The organism is Thermotomaculum hydrothermale, assembly GCF_016592575.1.
Lineage (GTDB): Bacteria > Acidobacteriota > Holophagae > Thermotomaculales > Thermotomaculaceae > Thermotomaculum > Thermotomaculum hydrothermale.
Genome location: NZ_AP017470.1, coordinates 1,034,659 through 1,050,250, shown reverse-complemented (window position 1 = coordinate 1,050,250; position 15,592 = coordinate 1,034,659). Strand labels below are relative to the sequence as shown.

The window sequence follows — 15,592 nt, the reverse complement described above, 5'->3', positions numbered from 1 at the left end:
TTACTCTCCTTATAACTCTTTTTCGTTAAATACATAGGCAGAAAACTTTTCTATAATAACATCGTTTCTCTTCCAGCAATCAGACGGAAGCCCTGCCTTCAAACAGGTGTGGGATAAAAATTCTTCTTTTGTCCAGTTGTTTTCCGTCGCAACCTGGGGGAGTAATAGCCCCTGAAAAATTGAATGCCTGACTATTAAACCGTCTCTTCCAACAACTATTTCATCAAGGTTTTCAACCTTTTCAATTGGGGATAGAATACTGATTTCAATGTCAATGTGTGGGTATTCTTCTTTTGTAAGCGGGTAGAACCTTGGGTCTTCAAAAGCAGCAGCCTTTGCGCACATTCTAATTTGTTTATGAAGTATTGTTACAGGTTGAATGTATCCTATGCAGCCCCTTAAATTTTTGTTAATGTGCAGGGTTACAAAAGAACCGTAATCCTTTGAAAAGAAAATAGGATATTTTTGTAATTCATCTTCATTTACAATTGTTTCAGAAAAGCCTAAATTTTTTTCTATCTCATTTCTTGCAAGTTTTATAAAAAGTTTTTTTTCCTCTTTTGAAAGTGAAAGTTCCATAATTCCTCCCCCTATCCATTCTAATTAAAAGATAGGGATTTTGTTGAGGTTAAGCAAGAAAATTATTCCTCTTCTTCAAGTTCTGGTTTTATTGCAGGCATTGTGCCTGGAAACATTACTTTATTTGCCTTTCCACCTGCCATTTGCCCTAAAACGGCAACTATAACCAGGAGAGGGATGTACTTCCATGATATTCCTGAACTTATCCTTAAACAGGCAATTAAAGGGATTGGAAGGTGTATGTATAAAAGCTTCCATTTAAGTTTTGTTTGCCTTACCCTGAATAGCCCGCAAACTATGTTGAAAACAAATGTTATTAAAATTATCTCACTTAAAGTCATTCTTTCTCCTTAAACTCTCCATTTTCAAAGTATCTTGCCAATACAAACAGCACATCGGAAAGCCTGTTTAAGTACTTTTTTTCAATATACAGGTTTATCTTTATTTTTCCCTCAAATTCAATTACTCGTCTTTCAGCCCTTCTGCACACTGTTCTTGCAATGTCTGTAATTGCAGAGTTTTCATTTGTGCCTGGATAAATAAATTTGTCAGGCATTTTTGTCTTTTCTATTAAGTGTTTTTGGAAATCTTCTAATGTGTCTAAATCTTCTTTTTTTAATGTTTTAATCTGCTCTCTTAAGGGAGATGATGGTTCAGTTGCAATTGTTGAAGCAATAGAGAAAATATTTGTCTGAATAAACTCAATCTCTTTTTTTAAAGTTTCAGGGCATTTTGCTTTAACAAGCCCTAAATGGGAGTTTAATTCGTCAAGGGTGCCAAGTGTTTCCATGTAAATGCTTGATTTTTTAACTCTTTCCCCTGAAAAGAGAGAGGTGAATCCTGAATCCCCCTTTTTAGTTGTTATTCCCATGTTATCTCCTTAAACTATTATTAAGTTGTCAGGGTAATCAATTAGTTTTTCTCCCCCATTTTTTGTTACCAAAAAGGTATTTTCAACTCCAACTCCGCCGATTTTATCAATGTACTTTTTTGGTTCAATTGCAATAACCATATTTTCTTCAAGGGGGAAGTTAAATTTTTCTGTTATAACCGGGAATTCATCAACCTCAAGCCCAACACCGTGTCCGAAAAATTTTACCTGATTGGATTTAAATCCCATCAAGTTTTCATAAAAGTTTTCTTTTTTTGCTTTTTCAACGGTTTTTAGGTAAATCTCTGAGGGCAATGTCCCTGGCTTTAAATTTTCTGCTATAAAGTTTTGAATTTCTATGCACTTGTTGTGGGCATATTCTGTTTCCTTTAAAGGTTTACCTATGTGATAAATCCTTGTTCCATCACAGAGGTATCCCATATATGCCCCCATAAAGTCAAACAAAACAGGTTTCCCTTTTTCAGCTTTTTTTGTTCCAGCAGGGTGGATTGCAGAGGGGTATAGGCCTAAAGAGCCTGAAGGGCCGTCAAAGTTTGTGGGAAGGTTTGCAGTTTCTCCGGCACAGATTACAGAGTAAAAGAGTTCAGCGTTGAAGCCTCTCATTCTGATTGTTCCCTGATGACCGGATAGCCTTGCAAACCTCTCACTTTCAGCGGCAATCTCAATCTCGCTTACTCCCTCTTTTATAAATCCCTTCATGTGTTCAAATAGTCTGGATAACTGTTTGCCGGCCTGTCTTATGTTTTCAATCTCCCACTTAGACTTTACGCTTCTAATCAGCCTTAAAGGGAGTGAGAAGTCAATTAATTTTGTGTTTGACAGCGCCTTTGAATACCTTTGATAGAGGGCAAAAGGGAGTACATCCCCTTCAAAACCAACTGTTTCAGGTAAAAATCCAAATACGGCTTTTAAATCTCCCTCAATGTTTTTTAGAGAGGTTAATGGAAAGATATTTTCAAGTTTGCTTTCAATTTTTGCTCTCTCAAAGGATTTTTTTACGAAAAATGCGTGTTTTCCTTCAGCATTTGCAAAGAATACTCCGTTTTGAATTGTCCCTGTATAATAATAAATGTTTGAAATTCCTGCAATAAGGCAGGCGTCAACATTGTTTTCTTTTAATTTTTTAGCAAGTTTTTCAATTCTTTTTTTTAGTTCACTTTCAGGCACAAGGGGGTAGTCAATCATTCTTTACTCCTCAATAGAAAATTCCCATGCACAATAGTATTCATCAGGGTGTTTATCAGGTGGACAGCATATACACTTTGTTTTTATCTTAGGGTCAATTGTCTTTGCAAAGTATTCGTATTCAACAATTCCAACAGGCTTGCAGGGAAAATCAGGTCTTTTATCCCTCTTTCTTGCAGCCTGTACCCTGCAATTGTTCATGTATAACCTTAATTTGTTTCCCTCTCTTTCAATTGTCTGTTCGTTTATATACGAGTAAAGCCTGTATTTTAGCGCTTTTTCCAGTCCGTCTAAACCTGAATTTTCAGGGATATTGTGTCTCTTCATAATCCTTTTAGCCTCTATCTGGGTAAATTTAATCCATGCTCCTTTATCGTATTTTATTGCTTCTTCCATTCCCCTTCCCGCTTCAACCTCTAAAAACCACAAACCATCGTGGGCAAGCCAGTTTTTCGCAGCATCTGAAAGCATTTCAATCAATGTTTCTTTGTCTAACTCTTTTAAATACTCCCTGAAATTAACTTTATATTTAACCATATCCTCTCCCTTGAATTGGTTTCGCATTTAATTATATAAAATTTGTTTATTTTAATGGGAATTATTTTGTTAAAATTAACTCTGACCTAATAATTGCTTTAAGGAGAATGGCTATGAAGAATTTTAAATTACTGATATTTTCATTCCTTGTTTTGTTATCTGTTTCAAATTTTTGCTGCAATGCAGCTCAAAGTGAAAAAGGCAATATTTTAACAAAGGGATATGAGCCAGGAAAGTGGACAATGGATATTCAGGCTGCAAGGGAGTATGCAAAGGAGCATAATTTGCCTATCTTTCTCAATTTTACTGGCTCAGACTGGTGTGTTTGGTGTCAGTTGATGGAAAAGAGGGTATTTTCAAAGGACGAGTTTTATAAAAAAACTAAGGATAAGATTGTTCTTGTGTGGATAGATTTTCCAAGAAACAGGGATTTGGTGCCTGATGAGTACAGGGAGAGAAACAGAAAGCTTGCAGACGCCTTTGGGATAAGGGGTTTCCCAACATATGTAATTCTTGGCCCAGATGGAGAAGAGTTAGGCAGGTTAGGTGCGTCAAGAGATGCAAATGTTAGGCTTTTTCTGGGGCAACTTTTCAGGCTAATTAACAAAAAATAAGTTTTTTTGATTTATGGAAAAGCTTAAAGGAGACGCTTCTTCAAGGCAGTATTACAGAGGGAAAGGCTTTATAAGGGTGGTTTATCCCCCTGAAATGAGGGATTCTTTTTTTAACTATCTAAAGTGGTACAAAATCTATAAAAAATACTCTTTGCCTGTACCTGAACTTTACGATGCTGACTTTGTAAACCTTGAAATGATTGTTGAGGATTTAGGGGATACAAACGGGGTTGATTATTTAAACTCTATTAAATTATCAATAAACAAAAAAAGGTTTGTGGAAGAGGTTTATCAGTATATAAAAGTAATCCAGTCAATTGGGGAAAGTGAGGAAATTGAAGCCCCAACACTTCCTGCTGAAAAAGAGTTGAATTTTTTTCTTAATCATTGTGTTGGCTGTTTAATACCTGAGGAATTCAAGGATTTTTTAGAAGAATTGATTGAATTTACTTTGAAAAGGATTAAAACTATTCCACTAAAACTTGCTCATAGAGACTATCATTTCAGAAATATTATGGTAAAAAACAAGAAAGTTTATATTATTGATTTTCAGGATACATTATTTGCCCCTGAATTTTATGATTCTGCCTCTTTGATGTTTGACGCATACATTGATTTAGGGAAAATAAGAAATATTGAAAAGGATTTGAATGAGTTAGATTACAGAATTGTTGCTTTGCAAAGAAATTTAAAAGCACTTGGTACATTCTGCTTTTTTGGTTTTAAAGAAGGAAAAGAGTGGTTTAAAGATTCAATTCCCAATGGGTTAAACTATGTAAAACAACACCTTGAGATTTTAAATCCTGAATTTGCTGAAAGTTGGGAAAAATTAACAGGAAAATCAATTAAAAATATTTAAAACTCTTTCTGTGGATCGGAGATAATCCAAACTTTTTTATCAATTCTTTGTGTTCTTTTGTCGGGTATCCTTTGTGTTTCTTAAAATTGTATTGAGGGTAAATTTTATCCATCTCAAGCATAAATAAATCCCTTGAAACCTTTGCCATTATCGATGCTGCAGCTATTACCTTACACTTTAAATCCCCTTTTACAATCGTTTTTTGAGGGTAGGGGATATTTAAAGGCTTGTTTCCGTCAACTAAAACTATTGAGTTTGAAAGTATTTCTTCGTTAAAACTGTTTAAAGCTTCTTCCATTTTTTTTAAAGTGGCTTTTAAAATATTCAATTTATCAATTTCTATATTTGAAGCAGATTTGATTGAGTACTTAAACTGGTGTTTGAAGCCTGAATAGAGTTTTTCCCTCTTTTTTTCATTTAATTTTTTTGAATCAGTTAATTCTTTATAGGATAAGAGATTTTTGTAATCCTCATAATCACAGCAAAAAGCACAAACAAAAACAGGGCCTGCAAGAGGCCCTCTTCCTGCTTCGTCTATTCCAATAATGTATTTGTATTTTGCAAAAAAGTTTAATTCATTGCACTCCATTTTAAAATCTGAACTTTGCCCCTACTGTTGCTAAAACTCCGTCAAATGTTTTTGAGTCGTATCCTAAAGCCTCTTCTGGCACATCTTCGTCAACTGCAATATACCTTACATCAAAGGTTATGGTGGAATAATCTCCAAGCATTATGTCCACTCCTGCACCTAAATGTCCCCCAAATTTGTGGGATGTAAAGTCTGTGTACTTGTATCCGTTTACCCAGTAATCGTATCCTGAGATATAGTAGCCCCCGCCACCAACAAGGTATGGTTGAACATTAGAGTTAGAGTTAAGGTATAAAAGCAGGCTTGCCTGAAAAGCATAGGTTGTTCTGTCAACAGCAGAAAAGTCGCTTGAATGGTAGTCAAGGGAAAATTCAATTGCAACAGGGTTTGACACTCTAAATCCCAATGTAAAACCTAAATTAGCACTTCCCTCATCTTCTATCCCGTCAATTTCCATATATCCCACTCTAACTCCGAAGTAGCCGTATGCTTGCTCCCTTTCAATATCTGCAGAATAAAGAAAGGGGCTGAATAAGATGCCAACCAAAATTACAAATAATAGTTTTTTCATATATCCTCCTGAATGTTTTTCTCTATTTTAGCATACGGCTTATTGCTAAAAAATGTTATGAGTTATATCACAAGTCTATATAAAAGGGTTTTCTATTTTATACTCTTCAACAAGTTCTGTGTAATCGTCCAGCCAGTATGCCTCAGGATTTCTATTGAAAATCATTATCTTTCCTATGTTTTCAGGATTTGCTGCCTGATGATACTTCATTATTACATGTTTTTCTGTTAAGCCAACAATTTCAATTTTACCTGTTGCATGTGACATAACAAATTTAATCCTCTTTGCTAACCCTGAGCAATTCATTTTTGCCTGCTCAAAAATTTTATACCCCTCTTCTATTGGAACAGCATAGGGTTTATTCCCTGTCGTTGGTCTGCACTGAAAAAGATAGTATGGGGTAAGTCCTGCGTTTATTGCCTTATTCCACAACTCCGATAATGCTTCTGGTGAGTCGTTTATACCTTTTAGAAGAGGCATTTGAGTTAGCATAACGCACCCTGTTTCCATCATTTTATTAATTGCTTTTTTAGCCTGTGGTGTTATTTCATTTCCATGGTCAAACTGAGCAACAATGTGGATTCTTTTTCCTTTTTTATTGGTTAGTTTAAATAAGTCAAGTAATTCTGGGTCATTGCTAATTCTATGTGGATAGAATGCCGGTGCTTTTGTACCAATTCTTATATTGATTAAATGGTCTATTTCGGCCAATTCATTTAAAATTGAACTTAATTTATTGGTTGATAGGGTAAGGGGGTCTCCGCCGGTTAAAAGAACATTCTGTATCTCTTTATGCTCTTTTATGTATTGGATTGCAGGCTCAATGTCTATTAATATTTCATTGTCGTCATCCATAAATAGCCTTTTTCTGAAACAGAAGCGGCAATAACCAAAACAGGTAGGCCCTATTAAAAAGAGAGCTGTTTCTCTGTATTTATGTTGTAATCCCGGTGCTACTGTGTAAGATTTTTCATAAGATGGGTCTTTTGCCCCCCATTTTTCAAGCTCTTCTTCAATAGGGATTATTAACCTTTTTATTGGGTCATTGGGATTATCCCAGTTAATCAATGATAGATAATAATCGGTAGCCCTGAATCCGAAAACTTCTGTTATTTTTTCTATTTTTTTTATTTCTTCTTCAGAAAGTTTTTGAATTTTAGAAATAGAGGTAATATGATTTACCTTTTTCCCTAAAGTTGTTTCCATATTTTCCTCCTTTCTGTCTTAAAAGAGACAATTTAGAACTAAATTTTTTTTAAATTTTACTTTTAAATTTATAAAGATTTATATTTAACCATTATGTATCAAATACGAGGGATTTAAGTCCCAATTAATTTTATTTTATCAGATTTTTAGACTTAGTCAAATTTGAGGGGAAATTACCTTTCTTTGTAATAACAGCCAACAAGCCCAAAATATATTTTGTCTCCATTTTTAAGTTTGTATTTTTGACCGCTTTTGATTTTTTCTCCATTGAGAAATGTTCCGTTGATTACTCCTATTTGCTCTTCAATATATGTACCATTTCCTTCTCTGGTTATCACTGCATGTTTTCTGGATACTGTCTTCTGGGGGTCGTAAGGGCTTATGTCTATATCAGGATAAATCCCGATTATAGGGTCATATCTTCCTATTACCACATTATTTGATGTCAATGGAATTTTTTCTCCTGAATCAATTAGTTCAAGGTAAGCGTAGTGTTCTAATTTTGAAGAGTCAAATGACAATTGTTTTTGTTTAAGAAGAGCATCAATCATTTTATTCGCATCTTTTAATTTTTCTGAGAATTTTCTTATCATTCTAACCGCTACTTCTGCATTATTTTTCAAAAGCTTAATAAAAACAGGTTTTGAGATAACAATAACCTTAACAGGTTCAATAGCTAAGGCGTTTTCAGTTCTTTTATCCTCTCCAAGTACAGCCATTTCACCAAAAAAATCACCTTTTCCAAACTCTCCTAAAACAAATTCTTCTCCACTTTCGGATTTTTTGTACAATTTTACTTTTCCCTGATGAATAATAAACATAGTGCTGGCATTATCATTTTCTCTGTAGATGTACTCGCCTTTGTCAAATGTAACTATTAAATTTTTAAAGTCAAAATTCCCCATATCTCCTGCTTTTAAAATATAGGGGGGAAAATTCCCCCCATAAAATCATTACTCTTTTCCCAATTCCTCTAATTCTTGTGCTTCCACAACTGTTAATGCAGCCATATTCAAGATTTCTTTTAATTCAGCATGTTTTTGAAGAATATTTACAGACCTTGACAATCCAACAATTACAGGACCAACAACAGTAGCATTTCCTAACCTTTGCAATAGTTTGTATGCAATATTTCCAGATTGTAAATCAGGAAATATAAGTACATTTGCTCCGCCCTGAAGCTCACTGAAAGGATAGTTGCTTTCTATTATTTCAGGAACAACTGCGGTGTCAGCCTGCATTTCTCCATCAATTAATATATGAGGAGCCCTTTCCTTAACAATTTCTACAGCGCTTCTTACCTTTCTTGTTAGTGGATGGTTTACACTACCAAAGTTTGAGAATGACAGCATTGCCACTTTTGGTTCAACATTGAAGTTTTTGGCGTATTCAGCTGTTAAAATAGCTGTTTCTGCAAGGTCTTCAGCACTTGGCTCAATATTCATTGTTGTATCAGCAAAAAAGAACAATTTTCCTTTAATGATTACCACATAAAGTCCTGCAACCTTTTTTATACCCTTTCTCTTCTCAATAATTTCAAGAGCAGGTTTAACAATGGTTGGATAATTGTGGGTTAAACCGCCTAACAAGCCGTCAGCCCTTCCCATTTTAACCATCATTGCACCGAAGTAATGGGTGTCAAGCATTCTTTTTTGAGCATCTGAAGGTGTTACCCCTTTTCTCTTTCTTAAATCATAGTATTTTGCTACATAAGCAGGTAGTTCGTCGTCTGTTAATGGGCAAACAATTTCAACTTCATTTTCGTCAATATTATACTCTTTTAATTTCAATTTAAGGTTTTCTGGTGTGTGGGTTAACAGTATAGGTTCAACAATACCTTCTTTTTTCAGCTCCTTGCATGCAGCAAGTATAAGTTCGTTATCTCCTCAGTAAACACAATTTTTTTCGGGCTTGCTTTTGCTTTGTCAAATATAACACGCAGGAATTCTTTCGATTTATCAAGTAGTTTTTCTAACCTTTTTTTGTACTCATTAAAATCTTTAATAGGCTTTCTTGCAACACCGGAATCCATTGCCGCTTTTGCGACGGCAGGGGCTACCCAGAAAAGCACCCTCGGGTCAAAAGGTTTTGGAATAATATAGTTTTTACCAAATGAAAACTTTTTGCCGCCATAAGCCTTTGATACATAATCTGGCACTTCTTCTTTTGCCAATGAAGCCAAAGCTTTAACCGCTGCAATTTTCATCTCTTCATTGATTTGTTTTGCCCTAACATCAAGAGCACCTCTAAAAATAAAAGGGAATCCCAAAACATTGTTAACCTGATTGGGATAATCACTTCTTCCAGTTGCCATAATTGCATCATCTCTAACCTCTGCTACTTCTTCAGGTGAAATTTCAGGGTCAGGGTTTGCCATAGCAAATATAATAGGGTTAGGTGCCATTTTCTTTACCATTTCTTTTGTAAGCATTCCCTTCACGGAAACGCCGACAAAAGCATCAGCCCCTTCAATTGCTTCATCAAGTGTTCTCAATGGGGTATCAACTGCAAACCTCTCTTTGTATTTATTCATTCTTTCTTTTCTGCCTTTGTAGATTACTCCTTTTGAGTCAACCATTATAATGTTTTCTCTTTTTACTCCCATTGTTACGAACAATTCAGCACAGGCAATGCCTGCTGCACCAGCTCCGCAGAAAACACACTTTACTTCTTCTATCTTTCTGTTTGTAATTTCTAATGCATTAAGGAAAGCAGCAGCAGAAATAATTGCTGTTCCGTGCTGGTCATCATGGAATACTGGAATATCAAGCTCTTTCTTTAATGTTTCCTCAATATAGAAGCAATCTGGTGCTTTAATATCCTCAAGGTTAATGCCACCGAAAGTTGGTGCTAAAAGTTTACAAACTTTAATAACATCATCCGGGTCTTGAGAGTCAACTTCTATATCATAAACATCCACATCGGCAAACCTTTTAAAAAGAACACCTTTTCCTTCCATTACAGGTTTACCTGCCAACGCTCCAATGTTTCCCAATCCAAGAACAGCAGTTCCGTTGGAAACAACAGCAACCAAATTCCCCTTGTTTGTGTAATCATAAACCTTTGTAGGGTCCTTATGAATCTCTCTACAGGGTTCAGCAACACCAGGGGTATAGGCCATTGATAAATCTTTTGATGTTTCACACGGTTTGCAAGGCACAACTTCTAATTTCCCAGTACGCTCTCTTGAATGATACCGTAATGCCTCTTCTCTCCAATCCATTTTAAAAACTCCTTTTTTAAAAGATTACGAACATATTTTACTATATATTTTTTCTAAAATTTCAATTTTTATTCTGTTTTTTATGCAAGCTAATAGTGAAGGTTAATTTTCGGCATTGTAACATTAATTGTGTCAGAGAGGAAAAAACTTCTTTCGGGAAGGAGAGGTTAAAATAACCTCAGAAGAAAAAATCCTTTAAAAAAGGCACCACCAATGAGCAATTTAATTTTTACTCAATTAAAAGAATTTTTCAAGAATATGTTGCAGGAAATGCATAAATGGGTATAAACATGTTGGTCCACCTAAAAGAGAGAAGAGGAGAAAGAGAAGAAGAGGGAGGGGAATGAAAACGAATGTTGGAAAAGAAAAAGGAATGAAAAGAAAAAAGAATGAACAATATAACTTCCCTGAAGCCGTAGGCGAAAGGGAAGTTATTACCAACGCTTCAATTTCAAGGGCAAGGGCCCTCCACCTTTTCCTTGCCCTTATCAAGCCTTTGAGACTTGATTTTTTCAGGTCTGTAATAACCTTTAAATACCCTAAATAATCAAAGGATGGCCTATGAAAGAATTATATCACGAGTTAAGGAAAGAAGAATTCCCGAAGGCTGTAAGAACTCTTGTTCAAATGATTTATACTTCCAAAAAGAATATTCGTGAAATCGCAGCTATTCTTTCTATTTCAAGGAATACTGTAAGAAAGCATTAGGTATTAAATTAATGTGAATGGGATGACTCCGTTTGAGAAGCTCAAGAGTTTCAGGATGTGTATTTCAGAGCATGTGATTCAGTTCCCAGTTATGCTTTTAGAGCATCTTTTAAAAGCATCAAAACAGAATTTATTTTTTTATAGAGTAGGTCAATATGCCCTTGATAGGTGCTGATTTTAAGTATCCCTGCAAAGTGAATTAACATAGGTAATTTTTTATTTAGTGTCAAACTTTGACACATTTTTTTAAAAAGCAAAAATTTTATGAAAAATAAACTTGATTTCTGTTTGATCTTTTTTATAGTAAAGCTAAGAAGCTTAAGTATTACATTTTAGGCGAAATAAAAAATTTGTAAGTTATTTATATTTTTAAAAAATAATTTGTACTTAACTCGAAAAAGACAGTAAAATATTTATTATGATAGTAGAGTTGGAAAGAAATAATAGGTTTTTAGTTGTTTTAATAAAAGAAAGAGTAAAACGCCATACTAATTATTTGGTATATCCAACCTTTTTTTTAAATAAGTGTAAATTTATAAAAAATTTATAGATTACTTTAATAATAATAAGGAGATAACAATGGTAGAAAAAAACTATTCCAAATGGACAAAAGAAGATTTAATCAAAGAAATAAAAAAACTAAAAAAGAGAAAGAAGTATGGAATAGTCTGGGAAGATAAACCTGAAAAAGTGGCTGAATTGTGCAAAGAAAAATTACCTGTTTTAATAGAAGACAAAAGCAAAGAAATCAAAACAGATAAAAACAAACCAATTAATATTTTAATTGAAGGAGATAATTATCATGCACTTTCAGTTCTTAATTACACTCACAAAGAAAAAATTGATGTGATATATATTGATCCGCCATATAATACAGGTGCAAAAAATTGGAAATACAATAATAATTATGTTGATAGTAATGACCTGTGGAGACATAGTAAATGGCTTTCTTTTATGGAAAAGAGGATTTTACTGGCAAAAAAAACTATTGAAAAGAAATGGATTTTTGATTTGTGCAATAGATGCAAACGAATTATTCTCATTAGGTTTATTATTAGATGAGCTTTTTGGGGAAAAAAATAGAGTAGGTTTAGTAACAGTAGAGCATAATCCTAAAGGAAGAAACTTATCAAAATTTTTTTCAGAAAATTCAGAGTTCATGCTTATTTACACAAAAGATATAAGATTAGCAAAATTTAATGATGTTGCCATAGATGAAGACAAAAAAACTTCTTTCAATTTAGAGGATGCTAAAGGTCGATATAGACTAGAACCTTTTATGAGAGTGAGAACTTCTTGGTCTAGAAAAAATAAACCCCAAAATTATTATCCTATTTATGTTAGTAAAGATCTCAAAACAATAACCCTTGAAAAAAGAGAAGGTTATTATGAAGTTTATCCAAAAACAGCCGATGGGCGAGAATGGGGATGGAAGAATATCCCTAAAACATTTGAAAAACTAAATAAAGATGGTTATTTTGTAGCAAAAAAAGAAGGAAACCAAATAAAGATATTTCATAAATATAGAGAAAAACAGGTATTTAAGAATATATGGATTAACAAAAAATATCATTCAGAGTTTCACGGAACTAATTTATTGAAAAAAATTTTAGGAGAAAATCTTTTTGAGTATCCTAAATCTTTATACCTTTTGGAAGATATTTTAAAAATAACCTCTAAAAAAAATTCTATAATCCTAGATTTTTTCGCGGGTTCAGGAACAACAGGCCATGCCGTTTTAGAATTAAACAAAGAGGATGGTGGAAATAGAAAGTTTATTTTAGTAACTAACAACGAAAACAACATCTGTACAGATGTTTGTTATCCAAGAATTGAAAAAGTGATTAAAGGTTATAAAAATCTTAGAGGAGAATGGGTTGAAGGTTTAGGTGGAAACCTCAAATACTTCAAAACTGATTTTGTTGATGCCGAACCAACAGATCTAAACAAGAAGAAATTAGTAGATAAATCAACAGAAATGCTTTGTTTGAAGGAAGATTGTTTTGATTTAGTGAAAGAGGCCAAGCATTTCAGAATATTCAAAAATCCCCAGGGTAAGCATTTAGGAATTATTTACGATGATGAGGGGATTGAGCCATTTAAGAAAGAAGTTAAAAAATTAAAAAAGAAATTTGTTGTATATGTGTTTTCATTAGATGAGAGCGCAAGAGAGGAAGAATTTGAAGATGTAATTGAAATGGTTGAATTAAAACCAATACCCGCTGTTATACTAAATGTTTACAGGAGGATATTCAAATGATAGAGCTAAAAAACTATCAAAAGGAGGCTGTTGAAAGATTAAAGGATAAGGTAGAGAGAGCTTTAAAATCACCAGAAAATGAGATTGTTATCTTTCAAGCTCCCACAGGTTCAGGAAAAACATTAATGGTTTCTGAAACATTAAAGAAGTTAGTAAAAGAAGGAAAACATGGCAAGAAATTATCTTTTATCTGGATTTCTGTAAGACATTTGCACGAGCAAAGCAAAGAAAAGCTTGAAAGATACTATGAAGATGATAGATTAATTCAATGCTCTTATTTTGAAGATTTGGAAGATAGAAAGATAGGAGAAAATGAGATTTTATTCCTAAATTGGCATAGCATAAACAAGAAAGACATTAACATTTATGTAAGAGAAAATGAACATGATAATAATCTGAATGCCATTATTCAAAACACAAAAGAAGAAGGGAGAGATATAATTTTGATTATAGATGAAAGCCACCACACAGCCAAATCTGAAAGGTCAAAAGAATTAATTGAGGTTATTGGTCCAAAAGTAACAATTGAAGTATCAGCAACACCACAACTTACAGAAAACATCTTTGAAATTGAAAAGGTTCTATTGGCAGATGTTAAAGCTGAGGAAATGATTAAATCAGAAATTGTTGTTAATCCTGGTTTCTTAAATATTCCGGGAAACAGGAGAAAAAGCTCAGACGAGTTAGTTATAGGTGAAGCATTAAAGAAAAGAGAGGAATTGGCAAAACTATACAAAAAAGAAGGAATAAACATTAATCCTCTCGTCTTGATTCAATTGCCAGACAAAAGAAGTAATTTAATTAATAAAAAAGATGAAGTTTTGAGAATTCTAAAAGACAAATTTAACATAACTGAAGAAAATGGGAAACTTGCTGTTTGGCTTTCGGAACAAAAAACAGATACCTTAATTAATGTAGATAAACCAGATAACGAAGTAGAGGTTTTAGTTTTCAAACAGGCCATAGCTTTAGGTTGGGATTGTCCAAGGGCCCAAATTTTAGTTATCTTTAGAGAATCAAAAAGTTTCACTTTTACAATACAAACGATTGGTAGAATAATGAGAATGCCTGAATTAAAATATTATAGCCATGATGAGTTAAACAAAGGTTATGTCTTTACAAACTTACCAAATATAACAATAACTGAAGATTACGCAAAAGATTATGTTACAATTTTTGAAGCAAAAAGAGATAATAAACTTTATAAAGAGATTTCATTATCTTCTGTTTATTTGAAAAGACAAAGAGAAAGAACAAGGTTATCTGGAGAATTCTCTAGGATTTTTATGGAAATAGCAGAGGAGATGAACTTAAAAAAGAGGATTACATTAAGACCATCAAAAGTTGTAAGTCCTATTATAGCAGATGGTAGAATTGTTAATATTGACAAAACTGGAGAAATTGAGCATAAAGGAACAATAGATGTTCAGTTAAATGCAGTTGAATTACAACATAGATTTGATAAATTCATTGCTAATAATTCTACTCCATATGCTCCTGTTGATTCAAGCGACAGAATGAAAACAGCAATTTATCGTTTCTTTAATGAGAAATTTAAAATGAAGAAATATGACCCTCAAGTTCAAAGAATTGTTTTAGGAAAGGAAAATGTTCAAGCTTTTGTGGATGCTATAAATTTAGCAAAAGAAAGATACAAAAAAGAAATTGTTGAAAAACTTAGCGAAAGAAGAGAAAGAATAAATGTTCCTAAATGGGAAGTGCCTGTTATCATAAGTTACAATAGCAGATATAAAAGAGAAGAAAAGAAAAAATCAATTATGAAACCATTTTATGTCAAGAAATCGAGCCAACCAGAGAAACAATTTATTGAATTATTGGAAAAATCAAATAAAGTTAAATGGTGGTTTAAGAATGGTGAGAATGAAATAAAATATTTTGCTGTTTTATATAAAGATGAAAATGATTTTGAAAAAGCATTTTATGTTGATTTCATTGTTCAATTTACAGATGGAAAGATTGGTTTATTTGATACAAAAGCTGGAATGACTGCAAAAGATGCTGGGCCAAGGGCAGAGGGTTTACAAAAGTATATAAGAGAACAAAATAAAAAAGGCAAGAAACTTTGGGGTGGAATTGCTATTTTTGTCAATGGGACATGGAGATACAATGATAATGAAAAATACGAATATAATCCAAATGATTTATCAAATTGGAAGATATTGGAAATATGAATTTTAAAAGTATGTAGGATAAATACATACCACATTATCTGAGGCCAGTCATTAAAAGTTGGTAATAAACTGATTTTTTGTTAAGATTTGTGAAGACCTCTGCATCATTTGGCAAGTTTATATAGTTGTTATATTTATTTTAACATTTACTTTTAACAAAAGATAGGCCTGCAATAA

At 33.2% G+C, this 15,592-nt stretch carries 16 protein-coding genes and 1 pseudogene; 7 read left to right on the top strand and 10 right to left on the bottom strand.

The window, feature by feature from the left end:
* Nucleotides 1-9: 9 nt before the first annotated feature.
* The 5 genes from amrA to TTHT_RS04765 all read right to left on the bottom strand — a co-directional run bounded on the left by amrA (nt 10) and on the right by TTHT_RS04765 (nt 3,193).
* Nucleotides 10-579, bottom strand: a complete 570-nt coding sequence (gene amrA, locus TTHT_RS04785) for an AmmeMemoRadiSam system protein A (RefSeq protein ID WP_201328898.1) — start codon at nt 577-579, stop codon at nt 10-12.
* A gap of 62 nt (nt 580-641) precedes the next feature.
* Nucleotides 642-920: a hypothetical protein gene (locus TTHT_RS04780; protein WP_201328897.1), complete on the bottom strand. Its 279-nt coding sequence runs from the start codon at nt 918-920 to the stop codon at nt 642-644.
* The gene (locus TTHT_RS04775) at nt 917-1,450 is read right to left on the bottom strand and encodes a cob(I)yrinic acid a,c-diamide adenosyltransferase (RefSeq protein ID WP_201328896.1); all 534 of its coding nucleotides are present in this window, start codon (nt 1,448-1,450) and stop codon (nt 917-919) included. Before TTHT_RS04775 ends, TTHT_RS04780 begins: the two co-directional genes overlap by 4 nt.
* Before the next feature lie 9 nt (nt 1,451-1,459).
* The gene (locus tag TTHT_RS04770; RefSeq protein WP_201328895.1) at nt 1,460-2,656 is read right to left on the bottom strand and encodes a M24 family metallopeptidase; all 1,197 of its coding nucleotides are present in this window, start codon (nt 2,654-2,656) and stop codon (nt 1,460-1,462) included.
* 3 nt (nt 2,657-2,659) lie between these two features.
* Entirely contained in the window at nt 2,660-3,193 is a 534-nt protein-coding gene (locus TTHT_RS04765; protein WP_201328894.1) for a DUF6125 family protein, read from the bottom strand.
* Nucleotides 3,194-3,306: 113 nt separating this feature from the next.
* Between TTHT_RS04765 and TTHT_RS04760 the strand changes: the two genes are divergently transcribed.
* Both TTHT_RS04760 and TTHT_RS04755 read left to right on the top strand, forming a co-directional pair.
* Complete coding sequence (locus tag TTHT_RS04760) at nt 3,307-3,807, top strand: thioredoxin family protein (RefSeq protein WP_201328893.1); 501 nt, start codon at nt 3,307-3,309, stop codon at nt 3,805-3,807.
* A 13-nt stretch (nt 3,808-3,820) separates the two neighbouring features.
* Nucleotides 3,821-4,666 carry a phosphotransferase gene (locus tag TTHT_RS04755; protein ID WP_201328892.1) on the top strand — a complete coding sequence of 282 codons (846 nt, stop codon included), beginning with the start codon at nt 3,821-3,823 and terminating at the stop codon, nt 4,664-4,666.
* Here the strand turns inward: TTHT_RS04755 and TTHT_RS04750 are convergent.
* From TTHT_RS04750 to TTHT_RS11020, 5 genes and pseudogenes are all read right to left on the bottom strand, one after another.
* Nucleotides 4,653-5,255: a ribonuclease HII gene (locus tag TTHT_RS04750; RefSeq protein ID WP_201328891.1), complete on the bottom strand. Its 603-nt coding sequence runs from the start codon at nt 5,253-5,255 to the stop codon at nt 4,653-4,655. The genes TTHT_RS04755 and TTHT_RS04750 overlap by 14 nt on opposite strands.
* A gap of 1 nt (nt 5,256) precedes the next feature.
* On the bottom strand, nt 5,257-5,826 hold the full coding sequence (locus TTHT_RS04745; protein ID WP_201328890.1) for an outer membrane beta-barrel protein: 570 nt from the start codon (nt 5,824-5,826) through the stop codon (nt 5,257-5,259).
* 75 nt (nt 5,827-5,901) lie between these two features.
* Nucleotides 5,902-7,032, bottom strand: coding sequence for a KamA family radical SAM protein (locus TTHT_RS04740; protein ID WP_201328889.1), 1,131 nt, complete (start codon nt 7,030-7,032; stop codon nt 5,902-5,904).
* 173 nt (nt 7,033-7,205) lie between these two features.
* Nucleotides 7,206-7,937 (bottom strand): cyclic nucleotide-binding domain-containing protein, encoded by a 732-nt coding sequence (locus TTHT_RS04735; protein WP_201328888.1) that lies wholly within the window; start codon nt 7,935-7,937, stop codon nt 7,206-7,208.
* Nucleotides 7,938-7,985: 48 nt separating this feature from the next.
* Nucleotides 7,986-10,255 (bottom strand): annotated as a pseudogene (locus TTHT_RS11020) (NADP-dependent malic enzyme).
* Between the two features lie 343 nt (nt 10,256-10,598).
* Here TTHT_RS11020 and TTHT_RS04725 point away from each other — a divergent pair.
* The 5 genes from TTHT_RS04725 (at nt 10,599) to TTHT_RS04705 (ending at nt 15,415) form a co-directional block, all read left to right on the top strand.
* Nucleotides 10,599-10,802 (top strand): hypothetical protein, encoded by a 204-nt coding sequence (locus TTHT_RS04725; protein ID WP_201328887.1) that lies wholly within the window; start codon nt 10,599-10,601, stop codon nt 10,800-10,802.
* A gap of 14 nt (nt 10,803-10,816) precedes the next feature.
* Entirely contained in the window at nt 10,817-10,963 is a 147-nt protein-coding gene (locus TTHT_RS04720; RefSeq protein ID WP_201328886.1) for a hypothetical protein, read from the top strand.
* Between the two features lie 579 nt (nt 10,964-11,542).
* Nucleotides 11,543-12,025 (top strand): site-specific DNA-methyltransferase, encoded by a 483-nt coding sequence (locus TTHT_RS04715; protein WP_201328885.1) that lies wholly within the window; start codon nt 11,543-11,545, stop codon nt 12,023-12,025.
* Nucleotides 11,970-13,223 carry a site-specific DNA-methyltransferase gene (locus tag TTHT_RS04710; protein WP_201328884.1) on the top strand — a complete coding sequence of 418 codons (1,254 nt, stop codon included), beginning with the start codon at nt 11,970-11,972 and terminating at the stop codon, nt 13,221-13,223. The genes TTHT_RS04715 and TTHT_RS04710 overlap by 56 nt, the downstream gene beginning before the upstream one ends.
* Nucleotides 13,220-15,415 carry a DEAD/DEAH box helicase gene (locus TTHT_RS04705; protein ID WP_201328883.1) on the top strand — a complete coding sequence of 732 codons (2,196 nt, stop codon included), beginning with the start codon at nt 13,220-13,222 and terminating at the stop codon, nt 15,413-15,415. Before TTHT_RS04710 ends, TTHT_RS04705 begins: the two co-directional genes overlap by 4 nt.
* The last annotated feature ends 177 nt before the right edge of the window (nt 15,416-15,592 follow it).

Excerpts from the sequence above, each read along its gene's own strand:
- TTHT_RS04720 (WP_201328886.1), top strand. The coding sequence starts at position 10,817 with ATGAAAGAATTATATCACGAGTTAAGGAAAGAAGAATTCCCGAAGGCT.
- TTHT_RS04765 (WP_201328894.1), bottom strand. The coding sequence starts at position 3,193 with ATGGTTAAATATAAAGTTAATTTCAGGGAGTATTTAAAAGAGTTAGAC.
- TTHT_RS04745 (WP_201328890.1), bottom strand. The coding sequence starts at position 5,826 with ATGAAAAAACTATTATTTGTAATTTTGGTTGGCATCTTATTCAGCCCC.
- TTHT_RS04780 (WP_201328897.1), bottom strand. The coding sequence starts at position 920 with ATGACTTTAAGTGAGATAATTTTAATAACATTTGTTTTCAACATAGTT.
- TTHT_RS04740 (WP_201328889.1), bottom strand. The coding sequence starts at position 7,032 with ATGGAAACAACTTTAGGGAAAAAGGTAAATCATATTACCTCTATTTCT.
- TTHT_RS04755 (WP_201328892.1), top strand. The coding sequence starts at position 3,821 with ATGGAAAAGCTTAAAGGAGACGCTTCTTCAAGGCAGTATTACAGAGGG.
- TTHT_RS04705 (WP_201328883.1), top strand. The coding sequence starts at position 13,220 with ATGATAGAGCTAAAAAACTATCAAAAGGAGGCTGTTGAAAGATTAAAG.
- TTHT_RS04725 (WP_201328887.1), top strand. The coding sequence starts at position 10,599 with ATGAAAACGAATGTTGGAAAAGAAAAAGGAATGAAAAGAAAAAAGAAT.
- TTHT_RS04775 (WP_201328896.1), bottom strand. The coding sequence starts at position 1,450 with ATGGGAATAACAACTAAAAAGGGGGATTCAGGATTCACCTCTCTCTTT.
- TTHT_RS04715 (WP_201328885.1), top strand. The coding sequence starts at position 11,543 with ATGGTAGAAAAAAACTATTCCAAATGGACAAAAGAAGATTTAATCAAA.
- amrA (WP_201328898.1), bottom strand. The coding sequence starts at position 579 with ATGGAACTTTCACTTTCAAAAGAGGAAAAAAAACTTTTTATAAAACTT.
- TTHT_RS04735 (WP_201328888.1), bottom strand. The coding sequence starts at position 7,937 with ATGGGGAATTTTGACTTTAAAAATTTAATAGTTACATTTGACAAAGGC.
- TTHT_RS04760 (WP_201328893.1), top strand. The coding sequence starts at position 3,307 with ATGAAGAATTTTAAATTACTGATATTTTCATTCCTTGTTTTGTTATCT.
- TTHT_RS04770 (WP_201328895.1), bottom strand. The coding sequence starts at position 2,656 with ATGATTGACTACCCCCTTGTGCCTGAAAGTGAACTAAAAAAAAGAATT.
- TTHT_RS04750 (WP_201328891.1), bottom strand. The coding sequence starts at position 5,255 with ATGGAGTGCAATGAATTAAACTTTTTTGCAAAATACAAATACATTATT.